At 36.3% G+C, this 19595-nt stretch carries 15 protein-coding genes; 14 read left to right on the top strand and 1 reads right to left on the bottom strand.

The window, feature by feature from the left end; all coding sequences use genetic code 11:
* Position 1 precedes the first annotated feature (1 nt).
* Positions 2-1006: a formylglycine-generating enzyme family protein gene (locus HL290_RS07560; RefSeq protein ID WP_198496073.1), complete on the bottom strand. Its 1005-nt coding sequence runs from the start codon at positions 1004-1006 to the stop codon at positions 2-4.
* Positions 1007-1750: 744 nt separating this feature from the next.
* Between HL290_RS07560 and HL290_RS07555 the strand changes: the two genes are divergently transcribed.
* The 14 genes from HL290_RS07555 to tssA all read left to right on the top strand — a co-directional run bounded on the left by HL290_RS07555 (position 1751) and on the right by tssA (position 19581).
* Positions 1751-2440, top strand: coding sequence for a hypothetical protein (locus HL290_RS07555; protein ID WP_198496072.1), 690 nt, complete (start codon positions 1751-1753; stop codon positions 2438-2440).
* A gap of 16 nt (positions 2441-2456) precedes the next feature.
* On the top strand, positions 2457-2960 hold the full coding sequence (gene tssB, locus HL290_RS07550) for a type VI secretion system contractile sheath small subunit (RefSeq protein WP_003651049.1): 504 nt from the start codon (positions 2457-2459) through the stop codon (positions 2958-2960).
* Positions 2953-4434 (top strand): type VI secretion system contractile sheath large subunit, encoded by a 1482-nt coding sequence (tssC, locus tag HL290_RS07545; RefSeq protein WP_017389328.1) that lies wholly within the window; start codon positions 2953-2955, stop codon positions 4432-4434. The genes tssB and tssC overlap by 8 nt, the downstream gene beginning before the upstream one ends.
* 49 nt (positions 4435-4483) lie before the next feature.
* Positions 4484-4987 carry an Hcp family type VI secretion system effector gene (locus HL290_RS07540; protein WP_003651052.1) on the top strand — a complete coding sequence of 168 codons (504 nt, stop codon included), beginning with the start codon at positions 4484-4486 and terminating at the stop codon, positions 4985-4987.
* Positions 4988-5065: 78 nt separating this feature from the next.
* On the top strand, positions 5066-5542 hold the full coding sequence (gene tssE / locus HL290_RS07535) for a type VI secretion system baseplate subunit TssE (protein WP_174741559.1): 477 nt from the start codon (positions 5066-5068) through the stop codon (positions 5540-5542).
* Between the two features lie 16 nt (positions 5543-5558).
* Positions 5559-7370, top strand: coding sequence for a type VI secretion system baseplate subunit TssF (gene tssF, locus HL290_RS07530; RefSeq protein ID WP_198496071.1), 1812 nt, complete (start codon positions 5559-5561; stop codon positions 7368-7370).
* The gene (gene tssG, locus HL290_RS07525) at positions 7334-8332 is read left to right on the top strand and encodes a type VI secretion system baseplate subunit TssG (protein WP_198496070.1); all 999 of its coding nucleotides are present in this window, start codon (positions 7334-7336) and stop codon (positions 8330-8332) included. Before tssF ends, tssG begins: the two co-directional genes overlap by 37 nt.
* Entirely contained in the window at positions 8329-9738 is a 1410-nt protein-coding gene (locus HL290_RS07520) for a hypothetical protein (RefSeq protein ID WP_198496069.1), read from the top strand. The genes tssG and HL290_RS07520 overlap by 4 nt, the downstream gene beginning before the upstream one ends.
* 30 nt (positions 9739-9768) lie before the next feature.
* Positions 9769-13587, top strand: a complete 3819-nt coding sequence (gene tssM, locus HL290_RS07515) for a type VI secretion system membrane subunit TssM (RefSeq protein ID WP_198496068.1) — start codon at positions 9769-9771, stop codon at positions 13585-13587.
* A gap of 37 nt (positions 13588-13624) precedes the next feature.
* The gene (gene tagF, locus HL290_RS07510; protein ID WP_045436097.1) at positions 13625-14584 is read left to right on the top strand and encodes a type VI secretion system-associated protein TagF; all 960 of its coding nucleotides are present in this window, start codon (positions 13625-13627) and stop codon (positions 14582-14584) included.
* 2 nt (positions 14585-14586) lie between these two features.
* Positions 14587-15354 (top strand): OmpA family protein, encoded by a 768-nt coding sequence (locus tag HL290_RS07505; protein WP_198496067.1) that lies wholly within the window; start codon positions 14587-14589, stop codon positions 15352-15354.
* A gap of 16 nt (positions 15355-15370) precedes the next feature.
* Positions 15371-15634, top strand: a complete 264-nt coding sequence (locus HL290_RS07500; RefSeq protein ID WP_003651066.1) for a PAAR domain-containing protein — start codon at positions 15371-15373, stop codon at positions 15632-15634.
* Positions 15635-15782: 148 nt separating this feature from the next.
* Positions 15783-18464 carry a type VI secretion system ATPase TssH gene (gene tssH, locus HL290_RS07495; protein ID WP_198496066.1) on the top strand — a complete coding sequence of 894 codons (2682 nt, stop codon included), beginning with the start codon at positions 15783-15785 and terminating at the stop codon, positions 18462-18464.
* Between the two features lie 22 nt (positions 18465-18486).
* Positions 18487-19581: a type VI secretion system protein TssA gene (tssA, locus tag HL290_RS07490; RefSeq protein ID WP_198078780.1), complete on the top strand. Its 1095-nt coding sequence runs from the start codon at positions 18487-18489 to the stop codon at positions 19579-19581.
* Positions 19582-19595: the final 14 nt, after the last annotated feature.

The raw sequence follows: 19595 nt of genomic DNA, 5'->3' as shown, positions 1-19595 counted from the left end.
ACTATTTTATAGGTTGTTGAACATTAGCGACGCAACGGGCAGAATATAAACGATACTTGGTTTTATTTTCCTCATTTGGAGTTGGTAAAGCTTTAGTTCTAGCTATATTTAATCCATCAGCCATCATCAAGTTATCGGCCCCCATTGGTGAGGTACTGCGTAATACCTTTTCAGTTCCAGTTTTAGGTCCTGTTGGGTTATCAATAGGTGAATCTTTATAATAATCTTTATCGTACCAATCATTCATCCATTCATAATTATTGGTGACAAGGTCGTAAAAACCAAGAGGATTTGGTGGTGTCTGCCCTAGGACGGGAATACTTACGGCAGTAGAGGGGCTATTTTTCTCAATATATTGATCATATTGTTCCATACTCCATAAGTTTTTTCCTTCTTCAATATGGCCTGTATTAGTTGCAAATAGAGTATATTGCCCTTTATTTCGGGCAACATATTCCCATTGAGCTTCAGTAGGTAAATCCATCGGAGTTCCGACTTGCTGTCCCAACCATTGACAGTAGTCTTTAGCTTGCTGCCACGCCATACCAGTCGCTACTTCATGTGCAATTCGTTGATCATATCGGTTATTATCTGCACTCTCATTTTGTCCAGTGGCGGCTGTAAAAATATTAAAGTCTTCTAACGTTGTTTTATAAGCATTCATATTAAAGCTGCTAAGCGTGACTTTATGCAGGGTCTTATTATTATCCCCTGGAGAGAAAGGCTGGTTATCAGGTTTTTCAGTATTACCCTTGGGATTTTTCACCGCCATGCTATTTGGAACCATTTTTTTTAATTCTGGTGTTACTAGTCCAAAATCACCCATCAGATAGATACCGCCTTCAACAAAGATCATATTCTTTTTGGTTTTCTCAACCAATTGTTGAATTTTTTGCTGAAGTTCTGGTGAAGGCTTTGATGGTTTATGATTTGTCTCAGTAGATTTAGCACAAGCACTTAAAGCAAGACTTGAAAATAAAACAACAGCTATATTCCGTTTCATCATTTTGTTGTAAATCATTAGGTTGAATATTGATGAAACTATTTTAGTAAGAGACGTGGAAGATATAAATAGCGGTTTTGTTATTCAGCTAAGTAAATAAACATTTTGATTTATGAAAAACTAAAATGAACTAAGATATTTTATAATTATTTACCTTATGTTTACAAAAACAAACTTAATTTTTTGCTTCTAGATTTTTGATGAAAATATATTGAAAAAGCATGCTTAGGGGGGGTACTTTTTAACCTTTATCATGGAAACTAAATTTATTTAAAAAGTATAATAGATAGACAGATTAGTCTTGACAAGTTTCATGGTTTTTTGTAGCGCACTTTTTTACTATAAGTTTTGATGGTTTCTTCGTAACCAAATAGAAGCACCTTGTAGTTAATATAAACTTAAATATTGTTAAGCAAATGTTTCAAAAAAACTAAATAAATGATATTTAAATAAATTTTTCATTCAGTTTTTATTTTTATTTATTTGATTAAAATCAACAACTTATTTTTAATTACAAAAAATAACAATATTATATTTTTATAAGAATAACTTTATTAAGCTATATTTTATAACCATCTTAACTATTTACTTTTAGTTTAAGTTGATATGATTTTTATATAAAATATGTTTGTTTATATGATAAACTGCGCATAAATTTTTTGAATATAAGGTTTATAGTCTGATTTTTTAATGTTTTCTCAATATTAACTTTTCAGTAAAGCCTTGAATAAATAAGAAAACAGAGGAATGAAAGTTGTGTTGAAACGAAGTATTTTGATACTTTTTCTGACTGGAAACATTATCGGTCTATCAGGTGCTCAAGCAGCAGAACTAGAGCCTGTAAAACTTAAAAAAAGTTGTATTAAAAAGAATCCGTTAGCAGAAGGCCAAAATGATCCTGAGCTATTGAATATTTTTAAGCAAGTTTGTGATAGTGATAATACGACTCAAAAAAATGATTTATTAGCTAAAGCAGCCATGCGGTTTTATCAAACCAATCAACCAGTTAAGGCTTTGAATTTGGCTAGTCAATTGCAAAGTCAAAATATACGCGGTTCATTAATAACAGATGTTTTATTTTTATCTGGTGTAAGCATTGCAAATAACTCATTGCAGCAAATGCGAAGTCAGGAAATGCGTTATTTAAGCAACGATGTAACGTACCCACCCGCTAAACAGTTAATTGAAAATATTCATACTTCAATGCCTGCGCCTGATACTTCAAATGTTAAGGCTGCTTCAGAAGGTAGCTCAGTTGATAACGAACGAAGAAGTTATAAAAAACAAACTGTAACACGTAACAGAGTTACTACTTCCAGAACAGCAACTAAACGAGTAGCAACTCCAGCAAAAGCAACTGCGGTTAAACAAAAAACTGCCCCTGTAGCCAATGTTAATAAATCAAAAAGTTCGCCTTTTGACCCTTTAATTAAATAATCAGGAATAGAATCTTATGGCTAAGAGAGAAAGCGTACAAAAGAAGCTTCAGCGAATTCGACCTCCACGTGTTCAGCTTACATATGATGTTGAAATTGGTGATGCAAAAGAAGCGAAGGAACTACCATTTGTTGTTGGTGTAATGGGCGATTTTTCAGCAGCATCTGAGCTTGAACGTACAAAATTAAAAGATAAAAAATTCATCAATGTCGACTTAGATAATATTGATGAAGTTATGGAGTCATTGTCTCCAAGAGCAGCTTTTCAGGTAGATAATACGCTGACTGAAGAGGGTGGGCGAATTGCAGTTGATTTAACATTTAAGTCAATGGAAGATTTTCGCCCAGAAAATGTTGTTCAACAGGTTGACCCATTAAAGAAACTGGTTGAAGCACGTGAGCGTTTAACTGATTTGAGAAATAAGATTTCGAACAGTGAGCGTCTAGAAGACTTGCTTGATGAAGTGCTTAAGAGTACTGATCAGATCCGTAAATTAAGTGCGGAGGCTGATCATGAATAATACTCAATCCGCAGCAATGTCACTTGTTGAAAATGAACAAGTTAATCTTTTAGACTCGATTGTTGAAGAAAGCCGTATTGCCCGAAATGAAGAAGAACATTCGCGTGCGAAAAGCTTAATCGGCGAACTTGCCAAAGAAGTAATGGCAGGAACAATTACAGTTTCTGAAAATATGACTTTATCAATTGATAAGCGTATTGCCGAAATTGATGCACTGATTTCAAATCAATTAAGTCAGATCATGCACAATGAGCAATTCCAAAAGATTGAGTCAACTTGGCGTGGTCTTTACTACTTCTGTCAAGAAACACCATCTAATCCGCTCATTAAAATTCGTATGTTAAATACGACTAAAAAAGAGTTGGTAAAAGATTTTCAAGGTGCTACAGACTTTGATCAAAGCACTTTATTCAAAAAAATCTATGAAGAAGAGTATGGGTCTTTTGGTGGTGCGCCATATTCAGCACTCATTGGTGATTTTGAGTTTGACCGTACGCCTTCTGATATGTATTTGCTTGAGCAAATCTCTCATGTAGCAGCAGCAGCTCACGCACCATTTGTTTCAGCTGCTAGCCCAAGCATTTTGGGTCTTGAGTCATTTACAGACATTGATCGTCCTAGGGATGTTTCAAAAATCTTCGAAACGGCTGAATATGTTCAATGGCGTTCATTCCGTGACAGTGAAGACTCTCGTTATGTCGCATTAACATTGCCGCATGTGCTTGGTCGTCTTCCTTATCATCCAAAAGAAGGAACAGCTACAGAAGGGTTTAACTTTGCTGAAGATGTTTCAGGTGCAAACCACAACGAATATTTGTGGATGAATGCTGCTTATGCTTTCGGTACGCGTTTAACAAATGCATTTGATATGCATGGTTGGTGTGCTGCAATTCGTGGTGTTGAAGGTGGTGGTCTAGTAGAAGGCTTGCCAGTTCATACGTTTAAAACACAAGATGGCGAAGTGGTATTCAAGTGCCCAACAGAAATTGCGATTACTGACCGCCGCGAAAAAGAACTAAGCGATTTAGGCTTTATTCCTTTAGTACATTGTAAAAATACAGATTACGCTGCTTTCTTTGGCGCGCAATCAACTCAAAAACCTAAAAAATATGACAATGATACAGCAAATGCAAACTCTGCTTTATCAAGTCAAATTCAGTACATCATGGCCGTTTCACGTATTGCTCATTATTTAAAAGCAATGATGCGAGATAAAGTGGGTAGCTTTGCTTCTGCTGGAAATGTTGAAGCATTTTTAAATGAGTGGTTGTCACAGTATGTATTGCTTGACGACGGTGCTTCCCAAGAAGCGAAAGCTCAATACCCTCTACGTGAAGCGTCTGTAAAAGTTGTAGAAGATCCTGCTCAACCAGGTCACTACAAATCTGTGGTTTTCTTACGACCACATTTCCAGCTGGATGAGTTGTCAGTTTCTTTACGACTTGTTACTGAGTTACCTCAGTCCTCAAATTAATAAAGGTCAGCGAAAGAATAACTTTAAATTAAAAATAGGAAAGTTCTAAATGAAAGATATATACGTTGAGTTTCGCGGTAAGTATAAAGTTGATGGCGAATCTCGTGATTCTGAGCACAAAGGCTGGTTAGAAGTTAACTCTTGGTCTCACAATATTCGTCAACCTAAATCTGCTACTTCAAGTAGTGTTGGTGGTCATACTGCTGAACGTGTTGAACATTCAGATATGCTTTTTATTAAAGACCTAGATGCAACTAGCCCGAAATTATGGGAAGCATGTTCAGCTGGTTATACATTTGATGAAGTACAAATTGATTTTTATCGTGCGAATGGTGACAAACGCATCAAGTACTTACAAATTAAATTGAAGCATGTTCTTGTTTCTAGTGTAACTCCAACAGTTAACGAAGAAGGTGTTCCAACTGAAGCGTTTGGTTTGAAATACGCAGCTGTTGAGTGGACATATAACCAACAAGATATTAACGGTACTGCTAAAGGTGCTGTTACTAAGAAATGGTCACTTTCTAATAATACTGCTTCTTACGCAGCATAATTATTTAAGTGAATATTTTGTGGAGGCTGACATAAAGTTAGCCTCTGCTGTCTTTAAGCATGCTTGTTGTGAACTCGAATGAATTTAGATCGGCTTTATCCATACGGATTTCGTTCAACTTTGTTTGATCGCTTAATTCCTGAAAGTGAAGATTATGCAAAAGGTCTTTCTATTCAGCAATTAAGAGAATCGGTAGCGAAAGATTTAGAAGACTTGCTGAATAGTCGGGTCGCTAAATTGGACCACGTGGTCGATGATTATCAGCTAGTTAAAAAATCTATACTTCAGTTTGGGATTATTGATTTTGTGGGGCTTTCTACGGCAAACCCGCTAGATCGAGACAAGATTTGCCAATCAATTGAACAATCAATTGCAGCTCATGAGCCCAGATTAAGACAAATACGGGTAGAGATGTTGTTGGATGGTCATAATATGGGGGCATTGTGTTTAAGCATTCAGGCTTATCTCAATATTCATCCACTGTATGAACCTGTCGTTTTTGATGCATTGCTAAAACCGACAACGCAACAATATGTAATTTCGGCGAGAACCTAAGCGTAGTGGGTGTGTTGTGATAGAAGAGCTTTTACCTTTTTACGAAAAACAACTACAGGAATTTGGTCAGCAATCTCGAGAATTTGCCCAAAAATATCCGAAAATTGCTCAGCGTTTATCGTTAAATCAAGAGCAGATTGATGATCCGCATATTGAGCGTCTAATACAGGCGTTTTCATTAATTGCTGCTCGCATTGATAAAAAACTTGCTGATAGTTATGACGTATTTACACGTTCTTTATTTGAGGTGATGTTTCCTCAATACTTACGTCACTTTCCTGCTTGTTCGGTGGTAAGTTTCGAAGATATAAATAAAATCAAACAGCTCACAGAAGCACATATTGTTCCTGCACAGACAGTCTTGAAGTCTCGCAGTTTTAAAGGTGTTCAGTGTGAGTTTAATACCACGCAAGAAATCAAATTACTCCCGATAAGTTTGCAAGCGCTAGAGTTCAAAAGTACACCTAGTGCACATATGCATTTAAGTCAAAATGCGACTTTAACTTTTAAGTTTGAAATTTTTAACCATGCTCATTTATGTTTAATAAATGAAAAGCTTCCTATTTATTTAGATGCAATTTCTAATTTTCCGCTTCAATTACTAGACAGTATTTTTAAGAAGGAAACAACTTTTGCCATAAAAACAGGGCAGAAAGTTGTAGCGTTGGATAAAAATCCATTTGAGTTAACTGGTTTTTCAGAGCAAGAAAGTCTATTACCACTCGATCAACATACTCATCATGCGTATCGTTTGCTCATGGAGTATTTCTGTTTTCCTGAAAAATTCAATTATCTTAAGCTAGATTTAGACTTTTTAAAGAATCTATCTCTAGAAGAGAATGATTTTGAACTGCTTATCCATTTTAAATTAAATTTAAATGATCAAGCCGTAGTTCGAAATTATTCTGAGTTGAATGTTGCTAATTTTAAATTATTTACCACACCAGTCATTAATTTATTTGAAAAATATGCTGAACCTCAAAAAATCGTACACAAGCAATTAGAATATCCATTAATTACAGATGCACATCATCCTGAGTTTTATCAAGTCTATTCAATTACTGAAATGAATATGGTGCGTGAAAAAACTAGTCACGAAGAAAGCTATGTTCCGGTGCTGCCTTTTTTTGCGATGAGCCACTACCATGCAGACAAGGCTCGCTTTTTCTATTCAGTAAACTATCAAAAACTACAACCCAATTTCGTTGAAATGGGATATTCGATTATTTCTAAAAATTTAAATCCTTCTTCAACACGTTCAGATTTTATTAGTACAAAATTATTATGTTCAAATCGTGACTTGCCACATGAAGCATTAGGGCAGTCTAATAATATATTGAACTTAAATGATAGTAGTCTGGCCAGACGTGCCATTGTTTTAAAAAGACCGACTAAACCTTATCAATTTGGGCAAAGCCAGACTGAGCAGTGGCGTGTCATTTCACACCTTTCATTAAATAGTTTGGCTTTAATGAAAGGTGATGCCGTATCTCATATTAAAGAGTTACTTGCTTTATATAATTTACCGTTATCAAAAGAAAATTATCTAATTATTGAATCAATTAAACATCTTGAATTTTCACTTACTCACAAACTAGTAGATGGTAAACCATTCCCAATGTTTGTAAGGGGCGTGAAGGCTGAGTTGCAAATTGATTCATCTGTATTCAGAGGGCATAGCCTATACATTTTTAGCCAATTGTTAAGTCGTGTTTTTAATTTAAAGGTTCAAATTAATAGTTTCGTTGATTTGGTTGTTAAGGATTATTCATCTCAGCAGGAGTTATACCAATGCAGTCAGAACGTTGGTGGCAAGACTCTTCTATAACAGCTGAGCTGTTTAACAAGCCAAAGTCTTTTGAATTTATTCAAGCAACACGTCTATTAAGGCACGATTCAAGTCGTGCGGTTGGTTCATCTTGGAGTGATCATTTCAAGTTTGAGACATCCTTTAATTTAAATTTCCCTGCTACTGAAATTGAAAATTTAGAATTAACGGATGAGCGGATTTATATCACGAATTTAATTGTTGGTCTTACAGGTATCCAAGGTGCTTTACCTTATACATATACCAATAAGATTAAACAGGCCCCACGGCAGCAAAGAGCTGAAACTAAAGAGTTTCTGAGTTTATTTAACCATAAGCTTACTGCTCAATATGTAGAGTCCAGCATTACATATAATTTACCGATTCGATATGAGACTGAGTATAAAAACGATTATTTAGATATTCTGCATGCGTTGAATGGCTATGTGCGCTCCCAACATCAGCAAACAGAGCTTGATGACTATTTTGCAGAGTTTTCTGGATTAATGCAGGGCCAGAATAATACAGTTCATGCATTAAAAACGATGCTGTCCTGTATTTTTAAGCATGAAATTACGATTAAAGAGTTTATACAAGAATCTTTTAAGTTAGCGAGTGATCAATTAACGACTTTAGGTGGAAGTCAGCCGAGCTTACTTGGCATTAATACGTTTTGTGGGGAAACCATTCAGCAAATTGATGGAAAAATTGAAATTCAGATTGGACCACTAAAGCGTCAGCAATATTTAAATTTCCTCCCAAATCAAGAGTTGAGTTTAAAATTAAAAAAAATTGTAGAAACTTGGTGTAGTCCAACTTTATCTATAGATCTTCGACTCGTATTGGATGAGTCAGAAATACAACCTATTTGTCTAACTAAGAATAACCAGAATGGTTTAGGGCAGGGTTCTTTTCTCATATCACGACAACCAAACGTACATAGTCATGAAACTTGCTATAGCCTTATTGGAGAGAGAATGTGATTAAAAAAATATTACTCTCATTTATTGCTATTTTTACAGTGGTTAGTGGATTTATTATTTTCTACTGGCGTGATGTTCAATATAACCCTGATAAGGGTGATTTTTTCCTTTATTTCCTGCTATTACCAGCAATTATTACCTTGGTGATCTTATCGCCATGGTTAATTTATAGTACCTATAGAGCTTATAAAGACAAGAAAGAACAAGCTATCAATCAAGATAAAGATGATGCTAATCAAAAACAAATCACTGTAAGTGAAGCACCACTCGAACAGTTAGATTTTAATATTTACTCTGCTTTTGCCGTACATGCATTAGGTGAGAATGAAACAATTATTGAGCAGCTACAAAACTTCAAAAGCCCGGAGTTAGATGATCAACTGTTAAATTCTTATGGATTGCCTCTATTATCTTATCGTATTAAAGACTTGGATGAAGATAATCATGAGGAGAGTGAGTATGCATCTCCACGACAAGTTCGTATGATGTCATTAATACAACAGCAATTAGAACAAAATGTAGAAAACTTATATCTTCTTGCAGAGCATTTAAAACGTTCGACTTTATTTTATGAGTCGCAACAATCTCGTGAATATCTTATGCATCCGGCATGGGTTGATCCCGAGTCTGAATATGACGATGCTCAAATGCCTGTAGTCGAAGTTTACCGTTTAAATCGTTTAAATATACACATCCTTCTTTCGGAGGATTTACTACATATCTGGAATGATGATCAAAGTAATGAATTAATTTTAGAGTTCTTTGCTGAGATTGGTATTGCTCCGCAAAAGGTTCATATTGAATATCATTTTTTTGGAGAGCAATTAGCTTATCAAGAGTTGATACACCTATTAAAAGGCATTCATAAAAGAGAGCATGAGATGTTCTTTTTAGTCGTCGCCGATTCAGAAATTGATCAAGATCTAGTCGATGAAAAATCTTGGATGATTAAAGATTATATTCCTGCTGAATTTGCAGCAAGCTGTTTACTTGCAGATCCTTTAGTAAAAATTCAAGAATTAAAGCCTACTAAAGCACTGAAAGTGGTTGTGGGCCAACAAGATACAGCGAAGCTTTTTACTAACTTTGAATTTAATGATTTACCTCAGCATGAGGGTGAGGAACCTTATGTGCTGATATTGTCAGATCAGACCGATATAAGAGTTTCGAAGAAATTGCAGCAACACTTTCTTAAAACACCTGTAGAACCGCATCACTATATTTATGTGAAATCTTCATTAGGGCATACCCAACATTTAGCTGATATTTATGGCTTTATGCTGAGTATGCATTTCCCTGAACATATCATTCCTTTTGTCTTTGGTGAAAATACGGTGTCAGCACATACGTTTGTGCAGCATGTCACCGAAAATTCAGAAGATGATGTGATGGTGTTGAATAACTAATTTAAACTTTGGACTTAGAACGAGAATAGAATGCATACAATTTTAGGCTACTTGTGGCAGTACATCACGAATCCTAAAGCAATTATCGCCTTGTCATTGTTCGTGGCATTGATGTCTTCATATACTTCAATTCCCCGTCATATATTCTGGGCTTTAGCGACTGCCTATGCTTTGGGTCTTATTGTTTATGGTATCTATTGGCTTATTCAACGAAGAAAACATGCTGCTCAAGGTGAAGAGTTAGCTGAAGCGATTGAAAAAGATAATCAAGCTGAGTACGGAAAAAATAAAGATAAAGAAGAGCTTCAGCTTGTTAATCAACAAATGAAAGAATCAATTCAACTGATTCGTAAATCTAAGTTGGGTGATAAAAAAGGGAATGCTGCACTCTATGAGCTTCCTTGGTATATGGTTATTGGTAACCCCGCTGCAGGTAAAAGTTCAGCTATTTATAACTCTGGTTTAAAGTTTCCTTTTGAAGAAACGCATCAGAAAATGGTATCTGCTGGGTTAAGCGGTACTCGAAATTGTGACTGGTTTTTCTCTACAGAAGGTATTTTACTCGATACAGCTGGTCGTTATTCTGTTTATAGCGAAGATCATTCTGAGTGGTTAGGTTTCTTAAATATTCTAAAAAAGAACCGTTCTAAAGCTCCGGTCAATGGTTTGATTTTAATTGTCAGTATTGCTGAGCTGATTAGTCAAAGTCCTGAAAATTCGCTAAAGCTTGCTAAAAATTTACGTGCTCGTATTCAAGATTTAACTGAGCGTTTAGAAGTGGTTGTGCCTGTCTATTTAGTCTTTTCGAAGATGGATTTGATTGCAGGTTTTACTGAGTTTTTTGAATTTTATGAAGCTCAGGAATATAACCAAGCTTGGGGCGCGACTCTTCCTTATGAACAGAGTTCCTCCCACAATGCCGTAGATTTATTCGAAAAACATTACAATATTCTTTACGATGGTTTAAAAGGGGTAAGTTCGACTCATTTAAGTCGCCGCCATTCGCAGAATATCTCTCCAAGTGTAATGACTTTCCCATTAGAATTTAAAACATTAAAACCAGCTTTAAAGAGCTTTATTGCGACACTTTTTGAAGATAATCCATATCAATTTCAACCGGTTTTCCGTGGGTTCTACTTCACTAGTGCTTTGCAGGAAGGTGTAATTGAAAGTCCAATGACCGAGCAAATTGCACAGGAATTCCAGTTAACTCAAATTGCTCAAAGTGATTTAAAAGATCATTCAAAAATTACCCCTAACCACGGTTATTTCTTAAATGGTCTATTTTCAGATGTTATTTTAAAAGATAAAGATCTTGTTAAGCAGCATGTAAATGCTGGCAGAAAACGTCAGCGTTACATTGCATTTATTGGCGCTTTAGCAGGTGTTTCAATTATTCTTGGTGTCTGGGTTTGGTCATATCGCAATAACCAGCAATTGATTGGTGAAGTTCAAGCAGATTTAAATAAGGTTGTTCAATTAGAAAAATCTTCAGGCCAGCAATTATCAACCCAGTTAGAAGCTTTACTTATTCTTCAAAGACGTCTACAGCAGTTAGATGAGTTTGATGAAAATAGACCACTTAAGTTTAGTTTTGGTTTATATCAGGGCAACGAACTTCGTGAAAAACTAAAAGCGGAATATTTAAAAGGCGTTAAGCAAATTGTCTTAACACCGACACAGCAAAATATTGCTCAATATTTGCAACGCGTAAAAAATAATGAAGCAACATTAAAAGCCAATCATACGAATGTTGAGATTAAACAAACTGCTCAGTCTCAACAATATTTAGAACCTTCAGACACAAATCCTCAAGATGCTTACAATGCATTAAAAGCATATTTAATGATGAGTAATCCACAGTATATGGATGCAAGTCATTTAAGCGATCAGGTTACGCGTTTCTGGCGTTCTTGGCTTGATGCCAATAAAGGCCAAATGCCACGTGCAGATATGATTCAGGAAGCTGAACAGATCTTGTCATATGCAATGACTTTAGCAAATGACAAACAATTTCCAATTTTAGATGCAGATTCGCAAATTGTTGATCAAACACGTCAAGTATTGCTCTCTGTTGTCAGAGGAATGCCTGCGCGTGATCGTGTTTATAACGAAATAAAAATGCGTGCTGCGGTACGTTTCCCTGCGCTGACTGTAAGTCAAATTGTGGGTGAGGCAAATAAAAATGTTGTATTGGGCAGTTATGCATTGCCAGGCGTATTTACTCAAAAAGCATGGAATGACTATGTAGAAAAGGCGATTGAAGAAGCCGCAGATAAGCCAACAGATAGTAAAGACTGGGTGTTAAATAGCCGTCAATCTGATGATTTAACTTTCTCAGGCAGCCCTGAACAAATTAGAAAGCAACTGACGGCACTCTATAAGCAAGAATATATTGCGGAATGGAGAAAATTCCTAAGTGGTATTCATTATGCTAAAGCTGGCCAATTTGCTCAGCAAGTAAAAAATATTGATGTTTTAGGTGAGCCGCAGAACTCTCCGATTCGTACCTTAATTGAAAGAGTGGCAATCGAAACAAACTGGGATAATCCAGTTGTGCAAGCAGAGCTCGCAGCTCCACAAAAAGGATTTGTTGCGTGGTTTAAACGTAAAGTTTTAAATCATGATGATAAGGCTGCTAATCAAGTGGCGACTAATGCTCAGGGTGCTATTTCTCAAGAATATCAAATGTTCTATCAGTTGGTTCGCAAACGCGATGATCAACAAGGTAAATCATTACTTGATGAATATATGACAAATTTAGCTCTAGTTCGTAGCAAGTTTAACGAGCTTAAGAATGCAGGTGAAGTTGGGCCTAATGCGATGACATTAGTCAAGCAAACCCTGAATGAGCAAACTTCTGTATTTAACCAGACGCAAAAAATTGTAGATGAAAAAATGGCGGTTGGTTTCAATGAAATTGATCAGCGATTACTACAAAAATTGGTGGTTAGTCCACTTACGCAGGCTTTCGAGAGTTTAATTACACCGACACAAGATGAAATTAATAAATTGTGGGTAATGCAAGCTTATCAACCATTTACAGCAAATCTTGCTAAGAAATATCCATTTAACTCATCAGCTTCTTTGCAAGCTACAAGCAGTGAAATTGGTCAAATTTTAGGTGAGAACGGTAGTATTTCACGCTTTGTAAAAGAAAGTCTTGATCCATTTGTGATCCGTCGTGGTTATACGTTAACGTCTAAGACATGGAAAGATTTAGGAATTAGTTTAAATCCTCAATTCGTCATGAATTTCCAAAGATATGTTACCCCAGCGAACGGTATGGCAACAGGTGAGTTGAATGCTCAAGCTCCAGCAGCACCAGCAACCAACCAATCTAACTTCCAGTTCTACCCAATTCCAAATCCACAATTGCTTTCATATACCGTTGATATTGATGGTCAGCGTATGACTTATGAAAATGGTGTGCAGCAGTGGGTTAACTTCATTTGGCCAAACCAAGGCAGCATTCCGGGTGCTCGTATTACTGCTGTGGATTTACAAGGTCAAACGCACACGATTTTTGATGAGCCAGGTGAATATGGTATTAACCGTTTAATTGATAGTGCTCAACGTAAAGAACAAAATGGCGGATTTGAAATGCTTTGGCGTAGTAAGACGGACCCATCATTAGTTGTGAAAATGAATTTCCGTTTAATCAGCAGTAATTCAGGCAGTATTGGTTCAAGCCGTGGTTATTCTGGTATGCAACTGGTTGATAAAGTCACTGCCGATAAAGCAGCTCGAGTGGTATCTGCTCAGCAGGCACCAGCTCAAGCGGCTCCAGCAAAAACAGAAAATCCTGTTGCAGCATTCGCTCAGCCTTCTGCGGGAGTTAAACCATGACATGGAAAATAACCTCTATGCGAAAGGAGAAGCACTAATGCAAACATTAAAAACCACTCCTTTGTATTACGGCAAAAGTCCTGCACGAGGCGACTTTTTAAAAACAAAAGGTCAGAATGTTTTAATACAGTTGCTTGATCAGTGGATTACTGAAGCATTGGAATATGCGATGCAATCGGGCAGCTTTAAAGAAGCTTATAGCACCTTGCCTTCATTGGATTTCTTTATTGCAAATCCGAAAGAAAATATGTTTTTGGTTGCGAACCTACTCGCAAGTGAAGATAGTTCAGGTCGATCTTTTCCAATGGTGCTGAGCCATTTATTAGAAATTGATTTGCCGTATGATAATTTGTTATATGCACCATATAGCTATAAACATGTGCTTGTTGATTTATTTCAAAACAATCGCGCTTTAAAAGGCATTAAAGATTCAGATTTGTTACTTGGAAAATTAGGTCACTTACAAAATCAAATTCAGGTTTTAACTGAACGAGAATGTGTAGGCTTTTATGAAAATCATACGATGCACTCATTTGCTCAGTTAATGAAGTTAAGTATTTATGAATTAGCGCAAAGTATGATTGGGCTGGGATTATTGCTACAGCCAATTTTACAAAATGGAACCAGCCGCTTAAATAAAGTTTTAATTTTGCCTATTAATAATCCTGCTTACAGTTATGAAATAGCAGCTTTTTGGGTCAGTATTATTTGCCGTTTTTTAAAGGAACATAATACTGAGGTACTCATAGGCTTGTTACATCGAGAGCAACCCGTATTATTCTTCGGTTTTCAAGGTGCTGATATTTTAGCCCTTAGCGATATTTTTACTCAGAATATGGATAGTAAACACTGGGTTTCCTTAATAGAAGCTCAGTGGATTGATACTTATTTGGAGCAGAATGCTGGTTTAGCTACGCTAGAACAATCATTGTGCCAACGCCAATTAAGTTTAAATCAAGGCTTAAAACTATTTAGACAGACTTTTTTGGGTGAATAATAATGAATCAACGATATCAAACTAAACTTTCACAGCTCATAAAAGGCTGTTTTATCTATGCTGTTGCTAATTATGCTTTGGCTCAGCCCATTGTTGTAGAAGGTGTAGTTCCTAACGAGGCTAGTAAACAGGCTATCTTATTAAAAATGCAGTCTGTTTATGGTGCAGATCAGGTTGTAGATAAAATACAAGTTAGACCGGTAGCTGCTCCAAATGGATGGAGTGATTCTGTTACACGAGTCATTACACCTGATCTTAGAAAAGTCTCGCAAGGTAAGTTAAGCGTAAACGGTACTCGATTTGAGTTGAGTGGAAAAATGCTGAATCCAGCAGATATTCAGCCGACCATTCAGTCTTTTCAAGGGTTAGTTCAGCCTCCGTATCAACTGTATTCACAGTTATCAGTCAATCAAGCTGAACAGAAAATTATTGATGATGCACTGAAGAATCGAATTATTGAGTTTGAATCTGGCAGTGCAGTGTTAACTGATGCCGGTCAAAAAATTCTAGATGAGATGGCTGTTGCTTTAAATAAAGTAGGCGGTAAAAAAGTCAAAATCGTAGGACATACAGATAGTTCAGGTGATGCGACTAAAAACTTAAAACTTAGCCAAGATCGAGCATTGGCAGTAAAAAACTATTTAATTAGTAAGAGTATTCCGGCAGACCATTTATCTGCGGAAGGTTTAGGTTCCTCTAAACCAGTCGCAGATAATACTTCTCCAGAAGGAAGAAAGAAAAACCGTCGAATTGAGTTTACCGTTCTATAAATATAAGGAGAAGAACATGGCTAGCCCTTACATTACGATTGGATGCCCAACCACAGGTGGAGGGCAAGTCATTTCTGGTAATAGTACGTTTTTAATTGATGGAATTGCAATTGCGTGTGTAGGAGACAAGGCAACTTGTCCGTTACACAAAACGGTTTCTACGATTGTATCGGGTGATCCGAATATGCTTGTTATGGGAAAATCTGGAGCGCGCGTAAATGATTCGTTATCATGCGGTTGTAAATTATTACCAAAACAGAGTTTAGTTAATCAAGGATAAGGGTAGAGATATTTTTATATAGATATAAATATCTACTAGAACCTATTAACGCTTGAAATGATGAGTAGTTTGTCTGATAAAGCTGAATTTTGTTAATATACAGACATTATGATTTTAAGCATTAAATTATTTAAAAATATTGAGAGTAATGATGAGTAATTTAAAAATTTTAATTACAAAACTTTCTACAGTTGCGCGTACTGCTTTAGAAAAATCGGCTAATGCTTGTGTTATTCAACAAAATTACGAAATTGAAATTGAACATTTATTTTTGGAGTTACTTAATCAATCTCTAGAGAATGATTTAAAAATTTTATTAAAGAAATATAAAATTTCACCTGAAGCTTTAGCTGATGATTTAAAAGAGACAATATCTCAATTACCGAAAGGTAATAATCGAACTCCTATTTTTGCTAAATCTATTGTTCGTTTGTTTGAACAAGCATGGTTATTGGCTTCGGCTGAGCAACATCCAGTTATTCGTAGTGGTCATTTATTAGTTGTGTTATTAACTGCATCTGATTTATATCAAATTGCGACTCGTGCTTCGAGTTTATTTGATCTCTTACCAATTGATTCAATGAAACATAAGTTTCTTGAAATTTGTGAGAAGAGTGTTGAACAACAAGATGAAACAAAAACACCTTCTGGTGAAGCTGAAGAAACAGAAACGACTGTAGCGAATACCAAAACTGCTAAAACACCAGCACTTGATCAATATACGATTAATCTCACTGAAAAAGCGAAACAAGGCGGTATAGATCCGGTTATTGGTCGTGAATATGAAATTCGGTTAATGCTCGATATTTTAATGCGTAGACGCCAAAATAACCCGATCTTAACGGGAGAACCGGGGGTTGGTAAAACAGCGGTGGTCGAAGGTTTAGCCTTAAAAATTGCTCAAGGTTTAGTGCCTAATGCCCTAAAAAATGTCCATTTACATGTGCTGGATATGGGGCTGTTACAGGCTGGCGCAAGTGTTAAAGGTGAGTTTGAAAATCGTTTAAAGCAGGTTATTCAGGAAGTTCAAGCTTCTGCTCATCCTATTATTTTGTTTATTGATGAAGCGCATACCTTAATTGGTGCAGGTGGGCAAGCAGGGCAAAATGATGCTGCGAATCTTTTAAAACCGGCACTTGCACGTGGGGAATTACGCACGATTGCTGCAACAACATGGGCTGAATACAAACAATATTTTGAAAAAGATGCTGCATTGAGCCGACGTTTTCAGGTGGTAAAAGTAGAAGAGCCAACCGAAGACGTTGCGGTCGATATGTTGCGGGCAATGATTCCTGTGATGCAGCAGCATTTTAAATTACAAATTGATGATGAAGCGATCGTGACTGCGGTTCATTCTTCGCACCGATATATTAGTGGTCGTCAACTTCCGGATAAAGCAGTGAGTGTGCTTGATACGGCAGCAGCTCGTGTTGCGTTGACCCAAAATGCTCAACCTGTAAAGCTCGACCAGTTAAAGGCTCAAGAGCATAACTTAAAGCTTGAACAGCAAATTTTAGAAAATGAGCATCGTCAGATTCCAATTCACCATGAACGATTAGAAACTTTAAAAGCTAATTTAGAATCTTTGCAAAAAGAGATTCATGAAACCGAAGAGCAGTGGAAAAAAGAATTAGAACTTGTTCATAAAATTCAGGAATTAGAAGCACAGAATCATACGAATGAATCTGAAGCTTATGATCAGATTAATCTACTGCGTAAGAATCTTGCTGAGATTCAAGGTCAGCAACCATTAGTATTTGAAAGAGTAAACTCTCAAATCATTAATGAAATTATTTCTGATTGGACGGGTATTCCAGTTGGAAAAATGGTCAATGATGAAATTAAACAGATATTAACGCTTGAAGATAAATTAGGCGAACGTGTAATGGGTCAAGATTATGCACTCACACAATTAGTTCAAGGGATTAAAACTTCAAAAGCAAAACTTGAAGATCCTAATAAGCCACAAGGTGTATTTCTTTTGGTTGGGCCAAGTGGTGTAGGTAAAACTGAAACTGCATTAACTTTGGCAAATGAATTATATGGTGGTGAGCAGCATTTAATCACAATTAATATGTCTGAATACCAAGAGGCACATACTGTATCTTCACTTAAAGGCGCACCTCCTGGATATGTGGGATATGGTCAAGGTGGTGTTTTAACAGAAGCTGTTCGCCGTAATCCTTATAGTGTTGTGTTGCTTGATGAAATTGAAAAAGCACATAGTGATGTTCAGGAACTGTTCTATCAAGTATTTGATAAAGGTACGTTAGAAGATGGCGAAGGTCGAGTTATTGACTTTAAGAACACCACTATTTTGTTGACTTCAAATGCTGGCTCAAGTGCCATTATGCAAGCTTGCTTAAATACACCTGTAGAAGAATGGCCTACAGCTGAAGAGTTAATTGAGCATCTAAAACCAAGTTTATACAAGCAATTCAAGCCTGCATTTTTAGGCCGAATGAGAGTGGTGCCGTATTTCCCATTGCATGATGATTTACTCATACGAATTATTAAACACAAGCTAGGCAAGATCACAGCAAGAATTGAAAAACAATACGGTACACAAGTCCAGTATTCTGAAGATTTGGTAGAACTACTCTTAAGCCGCTGTACAGAAGTCGATAGTGGTGCGCGTAACGTTGATAATATTTTAAATTCTACGGTGTTACCTGCATTGGCTACAGAAATTTTGGTGGCTTTAGCAGAGCAAAAATTGCCAAAAATTATCATGATTGATGCTAAAGATGACGAAATTCAATATTTACTAGACCCAGTTGTAAAAACTGCTAAAAAAAGGACTAGTAAAAAGTTGAAGTCAGAAGTTTAAAATTGAATAGAGCTAAAATTAGATGAATATTGATATTTCTGAACTCCTTGAACCCATTAGTGATAGTTTGCCTTGTGGTGACGACTTTTCTTTTTCTAATGAATTTCATGAAATAAAAAAAGCGAAAACACAAGATGATTTATTGCTAGATCAAGGTGATTGGGTTGCTGAACGCAAACAGGCCGACTGGGACTTTGTATCAAATAAAACGAGTGTTTTGCTAAAAGAGAATACAAAAGATATTCGTCTATTAACTTGGCTCTTGGAAGCTTGGACTCATCTTTATGGTTTTGAAGGTATGGCTAAAGGTTTAACTTTAAGTCATACCATGTTGAATCAATATTGGCAGGAAATTCACCCTGTTATTGAAGATGATGACTTAGATCAGCGCATTGGGTTATTACAGGGTTTAATTAATCAACTTCCGATGTTGTTAAAAAAAGTTTCTTTAACCAATACAGCTCCTTATTATAATTTGCTTGATTACGATAATTTTCTATATCACGAAAATGTTCGCCGTAAACAAACTGAAGATTACGATAGTCAGTCGGGGCCATCGGAGTTAGAACAATTCGATCAAGCTATTTTTAATACGTCTAAAACTTTTCAATATTCTAATTATCAAGATTTTAGTTCAGTCTTAACTGAATGGGATGTTTTAAAGCAAACCCTTGACCATTTAATGGGACTAGACTCGCCGAGTTTTGGTGCAATCGATTCAGCATTTGAAACCATTCACAGCACATTACGCAAGATTTATAAAGCAGAAGCTTTTGGTACTGGGCTTGCGCCAATCCAAGAACAGGCTGCTGTTATTACAAGCTCATCTATGGAAAATCAAGTGCCTGTACAAATCGTGTCAGATCAGCCCGTTTTTCAGCCTCAAGCACAAACTCACTTGGCCAATCGTGAGCAAGCAATGAAAGTATTGCAAGAAATCGCGGATTACTTTCAAGCAAATGAGCCTCATAGTCCTGTGAGTTATATGCTTCAGAAAACCATTAAATGGAGTCAAATGCCGTTACATGAATGGTTAGCCCAAGTCATTAAAGATGAGCATCCATTACAAATGGTTCAGGAAATGTTAGGTGTACAGCCTAAAAATGAATACGAATAAAGGTTGGTAAAGAC

Origin of the sequence: Acinetobacter sp. AC1-2, assembly GCF_016124155.1 — a bacterium.
In the GTDB taxonomy this organism is placed as follows: domain Bacteria; phylum Pseudomonadota; class Gammaproteobacteria; order Pseudomonadales; family Moraxellaceae; genus Acinetobacter; species Acinetobacter calcoaceticus.
The sequence above is the reverse complement of the archived record's forward strand: the minus strand, read 5'-3'. Positions and strand labels throughout refer to the sequence as shown.